Genomic DNA, 18,050 nt, shown 5'->3' with positions numbered 1-18,050 from the left:
CAGGCACGATTCACGCAGGTTACCGCCTGTCGCGTCCGCGGTGATCAGGGTCGGGTCGGTAGACTCCCTCCGTGTTCATCGTGAGTGTGTGTTCCCTGAAGGGCGGCGTCGGCAAGACGTCCGTGACCCTGGGCCTGGCTTCCGCGGCCCTGCACCAGGGGGTGAACGCCCTCGTCATCGATCTCGATCCCCAGGGCGACACCACGCTGGGTCTGCTGGGTGAACCGTCCTCCACGGTCGACATCGCCGAGGTGGTCTCCTCGCCGCGCACGGAGACGATCGACCGTTCGATCATCTCCACGCCGTGGGCGACCGATGCGGGCTCGCACCTGGACATCATTCCCGGCTCCAGCCGGTCCTCCGTGATGGACTCCCCCACTCCGCATCCCAAGGATGTGCGGCGCCTGCGGGACGCGCTGGACAAGCGCACCCACCAGTACGACATCGTGCTGATCGACTGCCCGCCCTCGCTGAACGGCCTGACGCAGATGGCCCTGGCCGCCTCGGATCGCGCCCTGGTGGTCGCCGAGCCCGGGTTCTTCGCCGTCACCGCCGCCGATCGTGCGCTCAAGCTCGCCGCGGAGATGCGTGAGGACGGGATCGCGCCGCGGCTGCTGCCGCTGGGGCTCGTGGTCAACCGTTACCGTCCGCGGTCGGTCGAGCACCAGTACCGCCTGGCCGAGCTGCGGGACCTCTTCGGCGACGCCGTGCTCGAGCCGGTCATCGAGGAACGGGTGGGGCTCCAGCAGGCACAGGGCGGCGCCGTGCCGCTGCACCGCTACGAGGGTGCCTCGGGCAGGCGACTCACCGAGGACTTCGACGCCCTGTTGAAGACCGTGCTGGATTCTCGCCAGCACTCCTGATCCGGCCCGCCCGATTGATCCCGCCCGCCCGATACGGCGTGATGGCCGGATCCGGGTGCGACCGCTTTCGAGCACGCGACCACTCGAACAGGGTCCGTACGTCCTGTCCCGGCATGCAGAAGCGGCGAGCCCCTTCCCGGGGGCTCGCCGCTTCTGTCGGAAACTGCGTTGGTCAGCCGGCCTGGCGGGATCGGCGACGCGCGGCCAGCTCGTCCTGGAGGGCGAGGGCGGCGTCGTCGGCGGGGTCCACACCGGGCAACACGGCCAGGTCGTTCTCGACCTCGCGCCAGACGCGGCCGACGGCGATGCCGAAGACTCCCTGACCACCCTGGACAAGATCGAAGACGTCCTCCGCCGAGGTGCATTCGTAGACGGAGGCGCCATCGCTCATCAGGGTGATCTGGGCGAGGTCGTCGATGCCGCGCTCGCGCAGTGCGGTCACGGCGATGCGGATCTGCTGGAGCGAGACCCCAGTGTCCAGGAGGCGCTTGACGACCTTGAGCACGAGGATGTCGCGGAATCCGTACAGACGCTGGCTGCCGGAGCCGGACGCCGCCCGCACGCCCGGCTTGACCAGGCCGGTGCGCGCCCAGTAGTCGAGCTGACGGTAGGTGATGCCGGCTGCCTTGCAGGCAGCCGGACCGCGATAGCCGAGTTCGCCTGGCGTGTCCACGACATCGTCGAACAGGACGCCCTGCGCGGGCTCGGCGGGCACGGTGGATTGCTCAGTGCGATCCTCGCCGCGAGTGGCGTTCACAGCTACCTCCGGTATCCGGCTCTCCGAGGGGAAGACGAGAGCACGCGACAACAGTAGCGCGTACTGCCCGTCGGCGAACAGCAACTCGCCGGTCGAAGATCACGGACTGGTGACGACTCTCAGCACTCTTCCGGGCGGCCCTCAGCTGTCCCGCAGCTTCGTGCGCAGCACCGCGCTGTGCAGGGAGATCATCGATTCTCCCAGGTCACGGGCGAAATCTTCGGCACCTCCGCGGGCTGCGGCATCCCCGGACCGCGACCGCGGCCTGGCGACGGACCGGATCATGTGGGCCTCGCGCTCGGCCGAGGTGCGCAGCATGACCAGGTGGCGCGGGTGCAGGCCCTCGTCGGCGAGGTCGCGGGCGGCGGTGACGATCTCGAGCTCGGCCGCACCGTAGAACATGGCGCCCTCGGCCAGCAGGCCGTACTGCTCGAGCTCGGCCAGGAACTCTTCGTCGATCGCGGCCTGACGGATCAGACCGCGCCGGTCCAGACGCACGGCCTGAATGGTGGAGCTGGGTCCGGGACGGGAGGCGATGGAGGTGACCTCGGACTCGACCCCGTGCTCGAGCAGATGTTCCTTGATGACCTTCAGCGGCCAGAACCGGTCGCGCTGGGCACGCAGGACGAACAGGAGCCGGTCGACGTCCTCGCGGGTGTACTTGCGGTAACCCGCGGAGGTGCGTTCGGGCGCGATCAACCCCTCGGACTCCAGGTAGTGGAGCTTGGAGTGGGACAGGTCCGGGAACTCGTCGCGGAGGATCTCGAGCACCTGACCGATGCTCAGCCGTGCAGCCCCGGACGAGCTCGGCCTGCGCGATGCGGAGGCCGGCATCGACTCAGTCCTTCCCGAGGAAGGGGTGGTACGTCAGGCGGTACTTGCCGATCTGGACGTCCTGGCCGGGCTGAAGACGCACCTCGTCGACGCGGTCCTTGCCCACGTACGTGCCGTTGAGCGATCCCAGATCGCGGACCAGGAACCCTTCCCCGTCGCGCACGAAGGCGGCGTGCTTGCGCGAGACGGTGACATCGTCGAGGAAGATCTCGCAGTTGGGGTGGCGACCGGCGATCGTGGTCTCCGAGTCGAGCAGGAAGCGCGCGCCGAGGTTGGGGCCCTTGCGCACGATCAGCAGAGCGCTGTGCGGGGGCAGGTTCTCGATCGCGCGGCGATCCTGGGCTGAGAGTCCGGGCTCGGCGTCGTCGACCGCGTCGCTGGGCGATATCGCGCTCAGCTTCGACGTGTGGTCGAGATTCTCGTCGTTCCAGTCGGTGTTCCCGGACACCCCGCACCCCTTCCTGGCCTGCAGCGGACCCTGTTCCGTGAGCGAACAAGATACGGCCCGCCCATCTTCGCACGCCGGATCGGTCACCAGCGCCGTTCCTGCTGGGACAGGGTCAGAATTTGACGATCACTTGACCACTCGTGAGCGTTCTGGCTCGCTGAGCTCGACGGTCGCCTCGATCCGGACGTCCTCCTCGGTCGCCACGGCGAGCGTTCCGCCGTCGCCGGCCACCGAGTCGGCCGCGCCGCCGGGGATCTGCAGCGCCGGCTCCATCACGGCGGGGTCGCCGATGGCACGGATCGTGTACGGGGCGGGCACGACGGTGCCGTCGACGACCAGAGCACCGTCGGCGTCGGTGGTGACCGCGGTGGAGGCGACCACGCGGACCTCGCCCACCTGGATCACCTCGGCGCCGGCGTTGCGCAGCTCCTGGATCACACCGAGCAGGGTCGAGGACCGCACGCCGCCGTCGGGATCCGCGATGGAGACGACGATCCCGCGGCCGTGGGCGGGAGCGGTGCCGGCGAGGATCTCGAGATCGTCCAGTCGATCCTCGGCGGCCTCCTGCGCGGCCGCGTTGTCGTCCTGTCCCGAGCGCAGGGTCTCCAGCGTGCTCTCGAGCTCGGCGTTCTCCACCTCGAGCCCGGCGACGTGTCGCCCGGATTCATCCAGCAGCCGCACCAGCTCCTGCTGGGAGGCACCCTCCAGGGAATCGTCGCTCTGGCGCACCTGGGCGGCGATGGACAGGCCCAGCAGCACGCAGAGCAGCCCGACGATCCCTTGTGACCAGGTGGCGCGGGGACGCAGCGTGCCGCGGAGCCGCCGCCAGATCAGCTTCTGCTGCTCCGGGCTCTCGGGGATGCGCGTGCCGTCGCTCATGAGCGGAAGAGCAGGCGCCTGATCGCCGCGGCGTTGGAGAAGATGCGGATGCCGAGCACCACGATCACCGCCGTCGACAGCTGAGCGCCCACGCCAAGCTGGTCCCCGAGGAACACGAGGAAGGCCGCGATCAGCACGTTGAACAGGAACGAGGTGATGAAGACGTGGGCGTCGAAGAGCCCGTCGAGGCTGGCGCGCAGCCCGCCCGCGAGGGTGTCGAGCGCGGCCACCACCGCGATCGGCAGGTAGGCCTGGAGGGCGGCGGGCACGTCGGGCTGGACGACGACGCCCAGCACGATGCCCAGGGCGAGGCCGATGATGGCGATCATTCGGAGTCCTTCCGGGACCCGCTGTCGTCAGCGGGGTCGGGGGCGGTATCGGCAGATGAATCGGCAGAGTCCGACGCAGCGCCGCCGTCGGGCCCGTCGCGCTCGGACTCGATCACGTCGGCTTCCCGCAGCGAGCCCACGGCGCGAGCGGGCACGGTGAGCTCGTCGCTGCTCTCCCAGGAGTAACGCACGCCGAAGCGGGTGGAGACCTCGGTGAGGTACTCCCCCGTCTCACCGTCCTCGACCCCGGATCGCAGCGCGTCGGGGTCCCCGAGAGCGGTGATGACGTAGGGCGGCGACAAGGGGCGGAAGTCGACGAGCACGGCGGATCCGGCCGCGCGGATCGCGCTGGTGGTGCTGAGCCGGTGCCCGTTGATGGCTACCGCTTCGGCGCCCGCCGCCCACAGTCCGTTGACCGCGATCTGCAGATCCCCGTCCGTGACCCGGTTGACGGTGCCGCTCTCGACCCCGGGACTGGCCGGCAGTGGGGCCGAGTCCTCGAGACTCAGCGTCACCCCGGGGCCCGCCATGGCCACCCCGGCGCTGGCGATCTCGTAGGAGGCCAGTCGCTGCGAGGCGCCCGAATCGGCGCTGTCCAGGACCTCCCCCTGTGCGGCGGCCACGTCGCTCTCCAGCGTCTCCTGGCGGGCCTCGAGCTCGTCGGCCTCGGTGCGGGTCTCGCGCACCTCCGCCTCGAGCAGGGTGCGGGGGCTGTCATCGGCTGCTGCGTCCCGGCGCAGGTCGGTGACCGCGACAGCGACGGCGAAGCCGAGCAGGAGGGCCAGCAGCAGGGTGATGGTGCGGGTGGCCCGGTTGTCCGGCGGGGCATCCTCCGTGTGCGTCCCGCCGTGGATCCGCAGCTCGTCGACGTCATAGGGGTTCGCGGTCAGGGCGCGCAGCAGCGACGCCGGCGAGTACGGCGTCTCGCCGTGAGGGGTCGACCGTGGGGTCGACCCCGGAGTCGACCGCTTCGGGGCACGCATATCAGCAGACTACTGGTGCTGACGGGGCCGAGAGCTCAGACCCGCGGGACCTCGAGATCATCCGCGGGGAGGTCTGCGAAGTCGGTGCGGCCGGGATCGGGCCTGCCCGGGGCGCGGGCGAGGACGAGGAACCGGCTGGAGGTCGCGGGGAGAGGACCCTCCTGCATCCGTGCGTGCAGCTCCTCGAGCTCCACGCGGTGACGGTCGACGTCGAGATCCCCCGGTTCGTGCCATGGCAGGCGGCGGAGGTAGACCAGCAGGCTCGCCATGTCGTCGAACTCGTACGTGCCGTGGAACGAGTCGGCGCGCTCGATCGTGAGGCCGGCGCGGCAGAGAGCATGCTCCATGGTCGCGAGGGTGATGTCGGGCAGCGGCGGATCGATGCCGAGGACCTCGAGGACCTCGAGGACCTCGCGGAGATCGTCTCCGCCGACCTGCTCGGTGAGCAGGACTCCGTCCGGGGCGAGGACCCTCGCGACGTCCACCGGGTCGAACGCTTGGTGGCGGCTCAGGACGAGGCCGACACTGTCGTCCTCGGCGGGAAGGCGCGACCCTGGGCTGCCGGCGTCATGCTCGAGGACGTCGATGCCCAGAGGGTCCAGCCGGGCGCGCGCGACCGGAAGGCTGGACGGCCTGCCCTCAGTGGCGACCGTGTTCTCCGGCAGGACGTCGGCCAGTGCGGCCAGCACTTCCCCGTTGCCCGTGCCGAGGTCCAGCACTGCGTCGGACATGCAGGCGAGGTTGGCGACCAGTTTCCGCCATCGCCACGGCGGCGTCTGCTCGCGGAACCCGGGCAAGGTGGTGACGTCCCATCCGGCGGGCTGCTCGCGCAGAGCATCGTGCCAGCGTTGAGTCTCGGCTGTGTCCACCATCGGGCACGTCCTTCCGTGTGCGGAGACCTCTTGCCCCACTGTCGCACGCAGAGCGACGAAGACCGCTCCGGGAGCCGTTGTCGCCCCGCCCATCTGGTCGGTCGCCGGCCTCGGACCCGGTCGGGCGGCCCGCCGCGCCGCCGGTTCGCACCGGAGGAGGCCCGACGGGCGCCGCACCCCGCACCTGCAGGTCCCCACGGGCACGGTGGACACCGCGCCGGCGAGGTGCCGCAGGTCACGCCGCTCTCGATTCGCTCTGGGGTCCGGTTCGGGGGTACTATCGTCGTCGGTCCTCCGGCAACGGAGGGTCTCGGGCTGTGGCGCAGTTTGGTAGCGCACATCACTGGGGGTGATGGGGTCGCAGGTTCAAATCCTGTCAGCCCGACCGAGATTCGCGCAGGCCACAGGCACCTTCCAGATCATGGAGGGTGCCTGTTGCTCTTCACGGGCTACGGGCCCGCCCACGGCGAGATGTTCACCGGCGACACTCCGCGCCGCCGGCACGGAGCTCCATGGCCGCCACGGTCTCACCTGCGATCCACGGCCCATACAGTGACGGCCACGCTCACGATGGTCCAGCACGTCGAGGACCTGGGGATGATGGGGTCACACAGAGCTGGGACGGGCGTAGAACGAACGCAGGCGACGGAGAGAGGCCCCACAATGATCGATCGCAAGGAGCTGGCGATCTTTCTTCGGCGGCGGCGCGAAGCCCTGCAGCCCGAAGACGTCGGACTCACTCGGGGACAGCGGCGGCGCACGCAGGGCCTTCGTCGCGAGGAGGTGGCGACGCTCTGCCACATATCGACCGACTACTACGCCCGTCTCGAGCGCGGCACAGGGCCCCAGCCCTCGGAGCAGATGATCGCCTCGGTCGCGCAGGGGCTTCATCTCTCCCTGGACGAGCGCGATCACCTCTTCCGACTGGCGGGGCGCATGCCGCCGGCCCGGGGACCGGCGAGCGAACATATCGGTCCCGGCCTCCTGCGTATCCTCGACCGGCTGCAGGACACGCCCGCCGAGATCGTCACCGAGCTCGGCGAGACCCTCCGGCAGACTCCCATGGGGCGCGCGCTCCTGGGCGATGCCGGTCGCTTCACGGGGCCCGAGCGAAGCCTCGGCTACCGCTGGTTCACCGACACTGCGGCGCGGGAGTGCTACCCCATCGACGAACAGGATCATCTGTCCCGGCTGTACGCCTCGGGCCTGCACGAGCTCGTCACGCTGCGCGGGCCCGACTCGAAGGCCGCGCAGCTCTCGACCCTCCTGTACGCGCGCAACGACGAGTTCCGGGCACTGTGGGACCAGCGCGAGATCGGCATCCGTCCGCCGGAGGTCAAACGCTTCCAGCATCCGGCAGTGGGCGCGCTCGAGCTGCACTGCCAGACCCTCTTGGACCCCGAGCAATCGCACCGCCTGCTCGTGTACACCGCAGTGCCCGGCACGGACAGCCACGAGAAGCTCGAGCTCCTCTCGATGATCAGCGCGCGAGAGATGGCGTAGCGCGTCCCGGTGCGTCCCACTGACCCGGTATCAGTGGATCACCGAGTCCTGGATCCGCTCGCGCCCGAGGTGAAACATGGAGTCACGCCCGACCAGCGGCGGACGAGAGTCACCGGACGAAGGATCTCCATGGCAAACACCCCCGACCTCCACGACGTACGCGGGAAGCTCGCGGTCGTCACCGGCGCCAGCGACGGCATCGGTCTCCACCTCGCTTCCCGCCTGGCCGCGGCCGGCGCCGACGTGGTGATGCCGGTGCGCACCCCTGCTAAAGGCGACGCGGCCGCCGATCGCATCCGCCGGGACACGGGCGCCGAGAACGTCACCACCCGCCCGCTGGACCTCTCCTCCCTGGACTCCATCGCCGCTCTGGCACAGCAGCTGACCGGCGAGGGGCGCCCGATCGCGATCCTCATCAACAACGCCGGCGTCATGACCCCGCCGACCCGGCAGGTCACCCAGGATGGTTTCGAACTGCAGCTGGGCACGAACCACCTCGGTCACTTCGCCCTCACCCTGGGGTTGCTGCCGTTGCTGAAGGAGGGCCGCGCACGCGTCACGCACCAGACCAGCATCGCAGCGCGCAGCGGCGAGATCCTCTGGGACGACCTGAATTCCGAGCGGGGCTACGACCCGATGACGGCGTACACCTCCTCCAAGATCGCGGTGGCGCTGTTCGCCCGTCAGCTCGATGCGCGCAGCCGTCAGGAGAACTGGGGACTGAGCAGCAACCTCTCCCATCCCGGGGTCTCGCCGACGAATCTGCTGGGCGCCCAGCCCGGGCTGGGCCGCGAGCGCGCCACGGGCAGCCGTCGCGTGATCCACGTGCTCTCGCGCCTCGGCATCGCCGGGACGCCCCAGTCCGCGGCGCTTCCCGCACTGCTCGCCGCGGCCGGTCCCTCGTCGAAGGGCGACGAGTTCTACGGGCCGAGACGCACCATCGCCGGCGCCCCTGCCCGGGTGCCGTTCTGGAAGCCCTTCGCCAGCATGGAATCTGCCGCGCGACTCTGGGAGGTCTCCGAGCAGCTCGTCGGTCCGCGGTTCTCCGCCTGATCCCGCATCCCGGCCCGATCCCGCGCGACCGCCCGCGCACGGCACGCGAGCAGAGGCCGCCGACCAGCGCGAACGCTCATCGGCGACCGTCGGTGCCACCGCACGCCGTGCGCGTCACCGTCCGCTCGGCGGCCGGCCTTCAGGACGCGACCGGCCCCACCCACACCTGCTGGGCGTTGACGAACTCCCGGATCCCGTGCGGGCCCAGTTCGCGGCCGTACCCGGAGCGCTTGATCCCGCCGGAGGGCAGGCGCGGGTCGGTCTTGACGATGCCGTTGACGGAGACCTGGCCGGCCTCGATCCGCCGCGCCATCTCCTCGCCCCGCTCGCTCGTGGTCCACACGCTCGCACCCAGCCCGTAGGCCGTGTCGTTGGCCAGCGCCAGGGCGTGCTCGGCGTCGTCGGCGGCGATCACCGCGGCGACAGGCCCGAAGGTCTCCTCGGCGCAGGCGGCCATGCCCGGCTCGACGCCGGTCAGGAGGGTGACGGGGTAGAAGAACCCCTCCCCCTCCGGCATGTGCCCGCCCAGGACGCACGTGGCCCCCGCCGTGACCGTGGAGGTGACCTGGCGGTGGAGGTTCTCGCGCAGGTCGCCCCGCGCAATCGGACCGACCTGTGTCGTCTCCTCGCGCGGATCGCCCACCACCAGGTTGCGCAGCCGCTCGGTCAGCAGCTCCACGAACTCATCGTGCACGGACCGCTCGACGATCACGCGCTTGGCGGCGATGCAGGACTGGCCGGCGTTGATGATCCGCGAGAGAGCGGCGACATCGGCCGCCTTCTCCAGGTCTGCGTCAGCCAGGACGATGAAGGGATCCGATCCTCCCAGCTCGAGCACGGCGGGCTTGATCTCCGAGGCGGCCGTCGCCGCCACGGCCGAGCCCGCCCGGTCGGATCCGGTGAAGGAGACCGCCCGGATCCGGGGATCGCGGATCATCGCCTCCACATCCGGGGTGGCCGCCTGGACCGCTTGGAAGACGCCCTCCGGCGCGCCCGCCGCCCGGAACGCTTCCTCGATCGCCGCCGCGCATCCCGGCACGTGCGGGTCATGCTTCATCACGGCCGTGTTGCCCGCCATCAGCGCCGGGGAGCAGAAGCGGAACGCGAGCCAGAACGGCGCATTCCACGGCAGCACCCCGAGCACCGGCCCGAGCGGCAGATACTGCACGTACGACGAGGTCGCATCCGAGGCGATGTGCTCCGTGGCGAGATACGACTCGGCGTGGGCGGCGTAGTGCTCCGCGGCCCACGCGGCCTTGGCCACCTCGCCGCGCGCCTCCGTGATGGGCTTGCCCATCTCCTCGGTCATCAGCGGAGCGAGCTGTTCGGTGTTCTCCCGCAGATACGTGGCGACCGCCGTGAGCACCTCGGCACGGCGGGCGAAGCTCGTCGAGCGCCACAGCTCGAAGGCGGTCTGGGACCGTTCGATCGCGGCGGTGAGCTCCTCGGGGCTCGCAGCGGGTACCTCGCGGACCACCTTCTCTGTGGTCGGGTCGACGACTGTCAGCACGGTCATGGCGCTGCTCCCTTCTCCCGTCACCGGGGTTCAGCTCGCACGGGCGTTCAGGTCGGGCACCGGGGCCGGCAGCTCCTCGCCGGGGACGGCGAAGTCCTCCGGCAGGGTGAACAGCGACTCGCAGCCGTCCTCGGTGACATGGAGGGTGTCGGAGATGCCGACGGTCTTGTCACCGTCCACTCCCCACATCCAGGGGATCACGTGGAAGGTCATCCCCGGCTCCAGCAGGGTGTCGTCCCCGGCCATCAGCGAGAGGATGTAGCCCTCGTCCCAGCTCGGCGGGAACGCGATCCCGATGGAGTACCCGGCGCGGGTGACCAGACGGGCGCCGACCTCGTTGGCCTCGATGATGCTGCGCACGATGTGGTCGGTCTCCGAGACGGTCATGCCCGGCCGCATACGGCTGCGCAGCTCGGCCAGCGCCAGCTTCATCGTCTCCTGAGCTTGCCGCATCGACGGGGTCAGTCCACCGGTGACGACGGTACGCATCAGCGCCGCGTGGTAGCGACGGAAACAGCCGCCGACCTCGAGGAACACGTGCTCGCCCGGCTGGATCGTCCGCCCCTCCCACGTGGAGTGGCCGATCATCGAACGCGGACCCGAGGCGACGTAGGGCATGACGGCGGGGAACTCCCCACCGGCCCGGAACATCGCCGCCGAGATGGCGGCGGCGACGTCGTTCTCCGTGGCCCCGGGCACGGCGGCCTCGATCCCGGCGGCCATACCGGCCTCACCGGCGCGAGCGGCCCGGCGCATCACCTCGATCTCGACGTCGGACTTGCGCAGCCTCCCCTCCTCGACGATCCCGAAGCAGTCGACCAGCCCCTCACCGTAGGCGTCGTGGAGACGGTCCTGCTGGTAGGCGGGGAAGTAGTAGCTGTTGCGCTCGAAGCCCAGCCGGGCCTCCCCCAGCCCCCGGTCCTCGAGGACCTGGACCAGGGTGCGGATGGCGTCGCCGGTGTCCGGATAGGGGTTGGTGCGCTCCACCCAGGTGCGGTGGATGACGTTGGACTCCTCCATGGCGCGGGTGATCATCACCGGCTCGTCGTGCAGGGGCACGACCAGGGCCTGGAAGAACGAGTAGCCGGTGGTCTGGTAGTCGGTGAGGTACATGAGGTTCTCGGGATCCGAGATCACCACGGCATCCAGCCGGCGCTCGACCATGCGTTCGCGCAGCTCCCGCACGCGACGCTCGTACTCCTCGGGCGGGAAGGTCATGTCCTCGCGGCGGCGCATCACTTCACCTCCAGGGCGGTCTCGATGGCCTGCTCGAGCCGGTCCAGACCGGCGGTGAGGTCATCCTCGGGGATCGTCAGCGGCGGGATCAGCTTGATGACGCGGCCGCCGCTGCCGCAGGGCCCGATCAGCAGTCCGGCCTCGAAGGCCTCCTGCTGGACGAGCTTGGCGAAGGCGCCGTCGCCGGTGTCCAGGGCCTGCATCATGCCGCGCCCGCGCACCTCCCAGCTCTGCCCGGCGTGGGTCTCGGCGATGCGCTGGAGGCGTTCACGCATGACCTCGCCCTTGTCCCGGACCTCGGCGAGGAAGGTGTCATCGGTGAAGTAGTCCAGGGCGACGGTGCCGGCGACGAAGGACAGTCCCTGCCCGCGGAACGTGCCGGTGTGGGCACCGGGGGACCACTTGTCGTCGATCTCGGGCTTGTTGAGGTTCATGGCGATCGGGGTGCCGAAGCCGCCGAGTCCCTTGGCCAGGGTGATGATGTCCGGGTCCAGGCCCATCCCATCGAAGGAGAAGTAGCTCCCGGTGCGCCCGATGCCGGCCTGGATGTCGTCGATGATGAACAGCGCACCCATCTCGTGGGCGACGTCCTGGATCTGGCGGAGCCACTCGGCAGTGGCCACATTGACGCCGCCCTCGGCCTGGACGGCCTCGACCAGGAACGCCGCCGGCGGGGTCAGCCCGCTGGAGGGGTCGGCCACCGCCTCGGCGTACTCGGCGACCGCCGTGGTGCCACCCGGGGCGGTCTCGAAGGGCAGTCGCACGATGTTCTCCAGCGGCACGCCGGCCCACTTGCGGAAGGCGTCGTTCGCGGTCGCGGCGAGTGAGCCCAGCGTCATGCCGTGGAAGCCGTGGCTGAAGGCGACGACCTCGCGGCGTCCGGTGGCCAGTCGCGCGAGCTTCAGAGCGGCTTCGACCGCGTTGGAGCCGGTGGGGCCCATGAACTGCATCCGGTGGTTCATGCCCCGGGGGGCCAGGACCACGTCGTGGAACCGGGAGACGAAGTCGCGCTTGGTGGTGGTGTAGGTGTCCAGGCTGTGGCTGACGCCGTCGGCCTGGAGGAAAGCGATCATCGCGTCCTTCATCCTCGGGTTGTTGTGCCCGAAGTTCAGAACCCCCGCCCCGGCGAAGAAGTCGATGTAGGACTTCCCCTGCTCGTCGACCTGACGGGCATTGGAGGCCGAGCTGAACACCGTGGGGTAATTGCGGCTGTAGCCGCGAATCGTGGACTCATGCTGTTCGAAGATGCTGGTGTCCATGGGAGACCTCTCATCGTGGTGCGAGGCGATCCCGATCTCCGTACCGGACCCCGGCAGCGAAGATCGCCCCTTGTGGCAGGTGCGGTCCGGTGTGATGACCCTCACTCCCCGAGGAACCCCCCGTCAAGTACCCCACGCCCACGAGTTCTTCTCGAGATCTTCCGTCCCAGGTCGCGAGCCCGCGCGGAATCGGCGGATCAGTCTTCCCGCGTGGTCAGCGGCGCATTCCAGCACACCGCGTCCGCTCGCAGGGCGTCCCGCAGCCGCACCGCGTGCGGATTGGAATCGGCCCCGGGCCGCTGCACCAGGAACAGGGTGTTCAGCGGGCCGTCGCACGGATCGTCGAGCTGGATCAGCCGGCCCGCAGCGAGGTGCTCGGCGGCCAGCGACCGGGGCACCACGCTGTACCCGGCCCCGCGTGCGACGGCGGCCACGACGTCGTGGAGGTTGGGCACCGTCAGCGCGGGACCGATCGGGGGATGCTGGGTCCCGAACACCGTGCGCCAATAGCGGCGCACGATCGGCATGTCGTCGGCGTAGCTGATCAGCGGGACCTCCCGCAGCGCGTGGCACAGCACCTGCCCGGACTGCCCGGCACCGACGTGCTGCGCCCAGGATGGTGAAGCCACCAGCACGTACTCCTCGTCGGCCAGCGGGAATGATTCCAGAGCCCGGCCGCGCGGTCGCCGGGTGGTGACGATGAGGTCGTGCTGCCCCTCTCGCAGCTCCTCGAGCAGGGTGTCGCTCACGCCCTGGCTCAGACGCACGTGGACCCCGTCGGCCACCAGCGGGGCGATCGCCGGGACCAACCGGGTGCACACGAGCTCGGAGGGCCCCGCGAGGTGCACCGGGGCCGGGCGCCCCGCGGCGCAGGCCCCGTCGTCCACGCCGGCCAGGGAGTCCAACGGCTCGCTGATGCGGGCGGCGAGTCCTCGCGCATAGGCGGTCGGCTCGACGCCGCGGGGCCGGCGCTCGAACAGCCGGCGGCCGGTGTGCTTCTCCAGGGCGCGGATCTGGGTGGTCACCGTGGGCTGGGAGAGTCCGAGCGCCGGGGCAGCGGCGGTGAACGTCCCGGCCCGGAAGACGGCGAGGAAGGTGCGCAGGAGATTGAGATCCGCGGTGCCCGCTCCGGGGCGGTGCGGGTGAGGAGCCGCCGGCGACTCGGCGATCCGAGGTGCCGGTGTGGGATGGCGTGTATCCGTCATCCCCCGATCCTAGGCACGCATCCCATAGTGATCCCTATACCAGTCATAGGGTTCACGATTGGTGCATCGATCGCTGCGGTCGTACATTCGTGGCATCGGTGCTGACACGGCGGTCCCCCGCGACTCGTCCGGTCAGCACCGTTCGTCTCAGATGAGGAGTTCTCCACCATGACCCACGCTCTGTTCGACCCGATCACTCTGCGCTCCCTCGAGGTCCGCAACCGCATCTGGGTCCCCCCGATGTGCCAGTACTCCGTCCATGAGCAGGACGGGAAGGCGACCGACTGGCATCTCATGCACTACGGGTCGTTCGCGCGCGGCGGAGTCGGCGCGATCATCGTCGAGGCCACCGGCGTGGTTCCCGAGGGGCGCATCGCCCCGCAGGACCTGGGCCTGTGGAACGACGAGCAGCGCGACGCGCTCGCCCGCATCGTCGATCTGGTCCACGACCAAGGTGCGGCGATCGGCATCCAGCTCGCCCACGCGGGCCGGAAGGCCTCCACCCATCCCGAGTGGGGCACCGACGGCTCCGGGAGCCTCACCGAGGACGATGGCGGCTGGGAGACCGTCGGCCCCTCCGCCGAGCCGTTCCCGGGCCTGAAGGCTCCGCGGGCCCTCGACGCCGCCGGGATCGACGAGACCGTCGAGGCCTTCGTCGCCTCCTCCCGCCGTGCCGTCCAGGCGGGCTTCGACCTGGTCGAGCTCCACGGCGCCCACGGGTACCTGCTGCACGAGTTCCTCTCGCCGCTGAGCAACCTGCGCACCGACGAGTACGGCGGCTCGCTCGAGAACCGGGCCCGCCTGCTGCTGCGCGTGGTCGACGCGGTGCGCGAGGAGATCGGCGAGCAGATGCCGATGCTGGTGCGGCTCTCGGCGACCGATTGGGTCGAGGGCGGCCTCACCGCCGACGAGGTCGGCCAGGTCGGCGCCTGGCTGAAGGAGCACGGCGCGGACATGCTCGACATCTCCAGCGGCGGCAACTACGTCCCCGCCCAGATTCCCGTCGGCCCCGGCTACCAGGTGCCGCTGGCCACCGCCGTGCGCGCCGCCAGCGGCCTGCCCACGGCGGCCGTCGGCATGATCGACGAGCCGTTCCAGGCCGAGCAGATCGTCGCCACCGACCTCGCGGACGTCGTGCTGCTGGGCCGGGAGATGCTGCGCGACCAGAACTTCGCGCTGCGAGCGGCACGGGCCCTGCGCCACGAGGGTGCCTACATCCCGCCGCAGTACGGCCGCGCCCACCGCTGAGGGCCCGCCGCGGCCGAGCGCGGACGCATGTCCCCGGCAGCGGGGCAGCACCGGATGATCCGTCCGGATGCTGCCCCGCTCGTCATGTCGATCCCCCTGCCGGCTCTCGTGGTGAGGGCTGTGCACCCTCGTCCCAGTGCGCACCGTCGAGGGAGATCTCGGCAGTCATGTCCGCGAGGAACGCCGTGACCACCGCGCGCTGAGCGGGCGTCAGGCGACGCGCGGCGTGGACTCGGCGTGCCTGCTGCGCTCCCACAGTCCGGACGGCCGCGGCCCGCGTGGCTGCTTCGAGCCGGATCACCAGCGCCCGACGATCCGCCGGATGCCGCTGACGACGCACGTGCCCGCCGCGCTGGAGGCGATCGAGCAGCTTGGTCGTCGAGGCGGTGGAGATCCCCAGCGACTCCGCGATGGCACCCGGGGTGGCAGGGACACCACGGTTCTCGCAGACGATGAGGAAGTGCAGCGCCCGCATGTCGGTCTCGTTGAGGTTCATGTACCGCCGTGAGGCCTCGGACAGCTCCTTCTCAGCCGCTCGCAGGCGCCCGAGCGCGGACATCAGGGCATCGATCTGCTCGATGTCCTGCTCGCTCATCCCCGTGCGGTCGACCAGATCCTGATCGGGATCGCTCCCGGAGAGGCTGTACACGTCGGCCGCCGTCGGATACCCGCCCTCGATGCTCTCCCCCGGGCTCGCCATGCAGGCATGCTACTCGTGCCGCCTCACCCCTGCCCCCGGCGCACGACTAGCTAGCTAGGCTAGCTAGTCGTGCGATACTGGCCGTGGCGCACCGGCCGCGCCCCGAGCGGAAGGGACTTAAGCTGCGATGATGACCCAAGGGACAGATCGCTCCTCTCCGGAGGATCCGAGCCCCTCGCCGGCGGACACGCGTCACACCCACCGTCGGGCGCAGTCACGCACGGGGTATCTGCTGCGACTGCTGCTGCCATCGGTCCTGATCCTCCTCTGGCTGATCGCAGCCGGGATCGGAGGCCCCTACTTCGGCCGCGTCGACGAGGTCTCCTCCAACGACCGCACCGCGTACCTCCCGGAATCCGCCGAGGCCACCCGCGTCCAACAGCTCTCCGGCGACTTCACCGGCACCGATGCGATCCCCGCCCTGATCGTGATCACCTCCCCTGCCGAGCTCACCCCCGGGCAGCTCGAGACGATCAGGACGGCCACATCGTCTCTCGCCGATGTCGACGGCGTGCGCGGGGACGTCTCACCACCGATCCCGTCCGAGGACGGTCTTGCCGTGCAGGTCTTCGTCCCGATCGACGCGGAGGCAGATCTCGCGTCCGTGGTCCAGCGCCTGGACGGCCGGCTCGCGGAAGACCTCCCCCCGGGCGTCACCTCCCACGTGACCGGGCCGGCCGGGTTCTCCGCCGACCTCTCCGGAGCCTTCGCCGGAATCGACGGACTCCTGCTCGGGGTCGCCCTGCTGGCCGTCCTGGTCATCCTGGTGGTGGTCTACCGCTCCCTGCTGCTTCCGGTGATCGTCCTGGCCACGAGCATGTTCGCGCTGTGCACCGCGCTGCTGACGGTGTGGTGGCTGGCCAAGGCGGGGCTGCTGCTGCTGAGCGGCCAGACCCAGGGCATCCTGTTCATCCTGGTGATCGGCGCGGCCACCGACTACTCGCTGCTCTACGTCGCCCGCTTCCGTGATGAGCTGCGCCGCCGGCGCCGCGCCGGGCCTGCCACCGCCGCCGCGCTGCGCGGAACCCTCGAACCGATCCTCGCCTCCGGGGGCACCGTGATCGCCGGCCTGCTGTGCCTGCTGCTGTCGGACCTGAAGTCCAACAGCGCGCTGGGGCCCGTGGCAGCAATCGGCATCGCCTTCGCGATGCTCGCCGCCCTGACGTTCCTGCCGGCCGTGCTCTCCCTCACCGGGCGGGTCGCGTTCTGGCCTCGACGCCCCCGCTACGCCCCCGAGGCCCAGGCCGATGCCGCCGATGCCGATGTCGAACACCCCGCCACCGACAGCGGCGCCTGGGGCCGCCTCGCCCGAGCCGTGGCCCGTCGGCCCCGCCCGATCTGGATCCTCACCACCCTGGTCCTCGTGGCCGGCTGCGCCGGGGCGCTCCAGCTGGAGGCCGACGGCGTCCCCCAGTCCGACCTCATCCTCGGACCCTCACCCGCGCGGGACGGGCAGGAGGCGCTCGCAGAGCACTTCCCGGCCGGCCAGGGCAGCCCCGTCCAGGTGCTCGCCGAGGAGGACCAGCTGCAGGACGCCGCCGACGTGCTGCTGGGAACCGCTGGGATCGACAGCGTGACGGTGACCGCCGACGGTGTTCCCAGCGGGAGTGCTCCCGTCACCGCCGACGGCGTTCGGGGCCAGGGTGCCGCGGACGGATCGGCGCCCGAGCCGACCGTGGTCGACACCCGGGTGCTGCTGCAGGCCACTCTCACCGACGCCCCCGACTCGGCGGCGGCCGAGCGCACGGTCCGCGAGGTGCGGGAGAGCTTCGCCGAGGCGGGCGTGGACGCCGTGACCGGTGGCGTCACCGCGACGGCGATCGATACCGACGACGCCTCGGCGCGCGACCGGGCGCTCATCATCCCGGTGGTGCTGGTCGTGATCCTCGCGATCCTGATGCTCCTGCTGCGCTCCGTGCTCGCGCCCGTGCTGCTGGTGGCCACGACCGTGCTCTCCTTCGGCACCGCCCTGGGGGTCTCCGCACTGGTGTTCACCCATGTCCTCGAGTTCCCGGGGGCGGACCCGGCGGTGCCGCTGTTCGGGTTCGTGTTCCTGGTCGCGCTCGGCATCGACTACAACATCTTCCTCATGACCCGGGTCCGCGAGGAGACACTCCGGCACGGCACAGCGCGCGGGGTGGTGCGAGGCCTGGCTGTGACCGGCGGTGTCATCACCTCGGCGGGACTCGTGCTGGCCGCGACCTTCGCCGCGCTCGGCGTGATCCCCATCCTCTTCCTCGTCCAGATCGCCATCATCGTGGCGCTCGGCGTGCTGCTGGACACCTTCGTCGTGCGCAGCCTCCTGGTGCCCGCCCTCGCACTCGACATCGGCCGGACCATATGGTGGCCCGCTCGCCTCTCCTAG

The 18,050-nt window shown here is 70.5% G+C and carries 17 protein-coding genes and 1 tRNA gene; 6 read left to right on the top strand and 12 right to left on the bottom strand.

All coding sequences use genetic code 11. The annotated features are described in order from the left end of the window. The first annotated feature begins 71 nt into the window (after nucleotides 1-71). On the top strand, nucleotides 72-863 hold the full coding sequence (locus ACFQRD_RS04100) for a ParA family protein (RefSeq protein WP_377017096.1): 792 nt from the start codon (nucleotides 72-74) through the stop codon (nucleotides 861-863). A 172-nt stretch (nucleotides 864-1,035) separates the two neighbouring features. Here the strand turns inward: ACFQRD_RS04100 and ACFQRD_RS04095 are convergent, their stop codons facing one another. The 7 genes from ACFQRD_RS04095 to ACFQRD_RS04065 all read right to left on the bottom strand — a co-directional run bounded on the left by ACFQRD_RS04095 (nucleotide 1,036) and on the right by ACFQRD_RS04065 (nucleotide 5,965). Further along, nucleotides 1,036-1,620 (bottom strand): MerR family transcriptional regulator, encoded by a 585-nt coding sequence (locus ACFQRD_RS04095; RefSeq protein ID WP_377017098.1) that lies wholly within the window; start codon nucleotides 1,618-1,620, stop codon nucleotides 1,036-1,038. Between the two features lie 141 nt (nucleotides 1,621-1,761). Next, nucleotides 1,762-2,454 (bottom strand): MerR family transcriptional regulator, encoded by a 693-nt coding sequence (locus ACFQRD_RS04090; RefSeq protein ID WP_377017100.1) that lies wholly within the window; start codon nucleotides 2,452-2,454, stop codon nucleotides 1,762-1,764. Nucleotides 2,455-2,458: 4 nt separating this feature from the next. Next, nucleotides 2,459-2,902, bottom strand: a complete 444-nt coding sequence (locus ACFQRD_RS04085) for an FHA domain-containing protein (RefSeq protein WP_377017102.1) — start codon at nucleotides 2,900-2,902, stop codon at nucleotides 2,459-2,461. A 126-nt stretch (nucleotides 2,903-3,028) separates the two neighbouring features. Beyond that, the gene (locus ACFQRD_RS04080; RefSeq protein ID WP_377017104.1) at nucleotides 3,029-3,781 is read right to left on the bottom strand and encodes a DUF881 domain-containing protein; all 753 of its coding nucleotides are present in this window, start codon (nucleotides 3,779-3,781) and stop codon (nucleotides 3,029-3,031) included. After that, nucleotides 3,778-4,110 carry a small basic family protein gene (locus ACFQRD_RS04075; protein ID WP_377017106.1) on the bottom strand — a complete coding sequence of 111 codons (333 nt, stop codon included), beginning with the start codon at nucleotides 4,108-4,110 and terminating at the stop codon, nucleotides 3,778-3,780. Before ACFQRD_RS04075 ends, ACFQRD_RS04080 begins: the two co-directional genes overlap by 4 nt. Then, the gene (locus tag ACFQRD_RS04070; protein ID WP_377017108.1) at nucleotides 4,107-5,093 is read right to left on the bottom strand and encodes a DUF881 domain-containing protein; all 987 of its coding nucleotides are present in this window, start codon (nucleotides 5,091-5,093) and stop codon (nucleotides 4,107-4,109) included. The genes ACFQRD_RS04075 and ACFQRD_RS04070 overlap by 4 nt, the downstream gene beginning before the upstream one ends. Nucleotides 5,094-5,128: 35 nt before the next feature. Then, nucleotides 5,129-5,965 carry a class I SAM-dependent methyltransferase gene (locus ACFQRD_RS04065; RefSeq protein WP_377017110.1) on the bottom strand — a complete coding sequence of 279 codons (837 nt, stop codon included), beginning with the start codon at nucleotides 5,963-5,965 and terminating at the stop codon, nucleotides 5,129-5,131. A 311-nt stretch (nucleotides 5,966-6,276) separates the two neighbouring features. Here ACFQRD_RS04065 and ACFQRD_RS04060 point away from each other — a divergent pair. The 3 genes from ACFQRD_RS04060 (at nucleotide 6,277) to ACFQRD_RS04050 (ending at nucleotide 8,521) form a co-directional block, all read left to right on the top strand. Then, nucleotides 6,277-6,350: transfer RNA gene (locus ACFQRD_RS04060), tRNA-Pro, on the top strand. A 278-nt stretch (nucleotides 6,351-6,628) separates the two neighbouring features. Further along, nucleotides 6,629-7,468, top strand: a complete 840-nt coding sequence (locus tag ACFQRD_RS04055; protein ID WP_377017112.1) for a helix-turn-helix transcriptional regulator — start codon at nucleotides 6,629-6,631, stop codon at nucleotides 7,466-7,468. 129 nt (nucleotides 7,469-7,597) lie between these two features. Then, complete coding sequence (locus ACFQRD_RS04050; protein WP_377017114.1) at nucleotides 7,598-8,521, top strand: SDR family oxidoreductase; 924 nt, start codon at nucleotides 7,598-7,600, stop codon at nucleotides 8,519-8,521. A gap of 139 nt (nucleotides 8,522-8,660) precedes the next feature. Here ACFQRD_RS04050 and ACFQRD_RS04045 read toward each other — a convergent pair whose 3' ends face one another. The 4 genes from ACFQRD_RS04045 to ACFQRD_RS04030 form a co-directional block, all read right to left on the bottom strand. Continuing rightward, nucleotides 8,661-10,037, bottom strand: coding sequence for an NAD-dependent succinate-semialdehyde dehydrogenase (locus tag ACFQRD_RS04045; RefSeq protein WP_377017116.1), 1,377 nt, complete (start codon nucleotides 10,035-10,037; stop codon nucleotides 8,661-8,663). Between the two features lie 30 nt (nucleotides 10,038-10,067). Further along, nucleotides 10,068-11,273, bottom strand: a complete 1,206-nt coding sequence (doeA, locus tag ACFQRD_RS04040; RefSeq protein ID WP_377017118.1) for an ectoine hydrolase — start codon at nucleotides 11,271-11,273, stop codon at nucleotides 10,068-10,070. Continuing rightward, nucleotides 11,273-12,532: an aspartate aminotransferase family protein gene (locus tag ACFQRD_RS04035; protein ID WP_377017120.1), complete on the bottom strand. Its 1,260-nt coding sequence runs from the start codon at nucleotides 12,530-12,532 to the stop codon at nucleotides 11,273-11,275. Before ACFQRD_RS04035 ends, doeA begins: the two co-directional genes overlap by 1 nt. Nucleotides 12,533-12,729: 197 nt before the next feature. Beyond that, nucleotides 12,730-13,737: a LysR family transcriptional regulator gene (locus tag ACFQRD_RS04030; RefSeq protein WP_377017122.1), complete on the bottom strand. Its 1,008-nt coding sequence runs from the start codon at nucleotides 13,735-13,737 to the stop codon at nucleotides 12,730-12,732. A gap of 168 nt (nucleotides 13,738-13,905) precedes the next feature. Here ACFQRD_RS04030 and ACFQRD_RS04025 point away from each other — a divergent pair, with 168 nt between their 5' ends. Continuing rightward, nucleotides 13,906-14,985 (top strand): NADH:flavin oxidoreductase/NADH oxidase, encoded by a 1,080-nt coding sequence (locus ACFQRD_RS04025; RefSeq protein ID WP_377017124.1) that lies wholly within the window; start codon nucleotides 13,906-13,908, stop codon nucleotides 14,983-14,985. 82 nt (nucleotides 14,986-15,067) lie between these two features. On the opposite strand, the gene ACFQRD_RS04020 is transcribed toward ACFQRD_RS04025, so the two are convergent. Further along, nucleotides 15,068-15,685, bottom strand: a complete 618-nt coding sequence (locus ACFQRD_RS04020) for a MarR family winged helix-turn-helix transcriptional regulator (protein ID WP_377017126.1) — start codon at nucleotides 15,683-15,685, stop codon at nucleotides 15,068-15,070. A gap of 127 nt (nucleotides 15,686-15,812) precedes the next feature. On the opposite strand from ACFQRD_RS04020, the gene ACFQRD_RS04015 reads away from it, so the two are divergent. Next, nucleotides 15,813-18,050, top strand: a complete 2,238-nt coding sequence (locus ACFQRD_RS04015) for an MMPL family transporter (RefSeq protein ID WP_377017128.1) — start codon at nucleotides 15,813-15,815, stop codon at nucleotides 18,048-18,050.

Origin of the sequence: Brachybacterium sp. GCM10030268 (genome assembly GCF_042666305.1) — a bacterium.
Classification (GTDB): domain Bacteria; phylum Actinomycetota; class Actinomycetes; order Actinomycetales; family Dermabacteraceae; genus Brachybacterium.
This window is presented reverse-complemented; position numbering and strand designations above follow the sequence as displayed.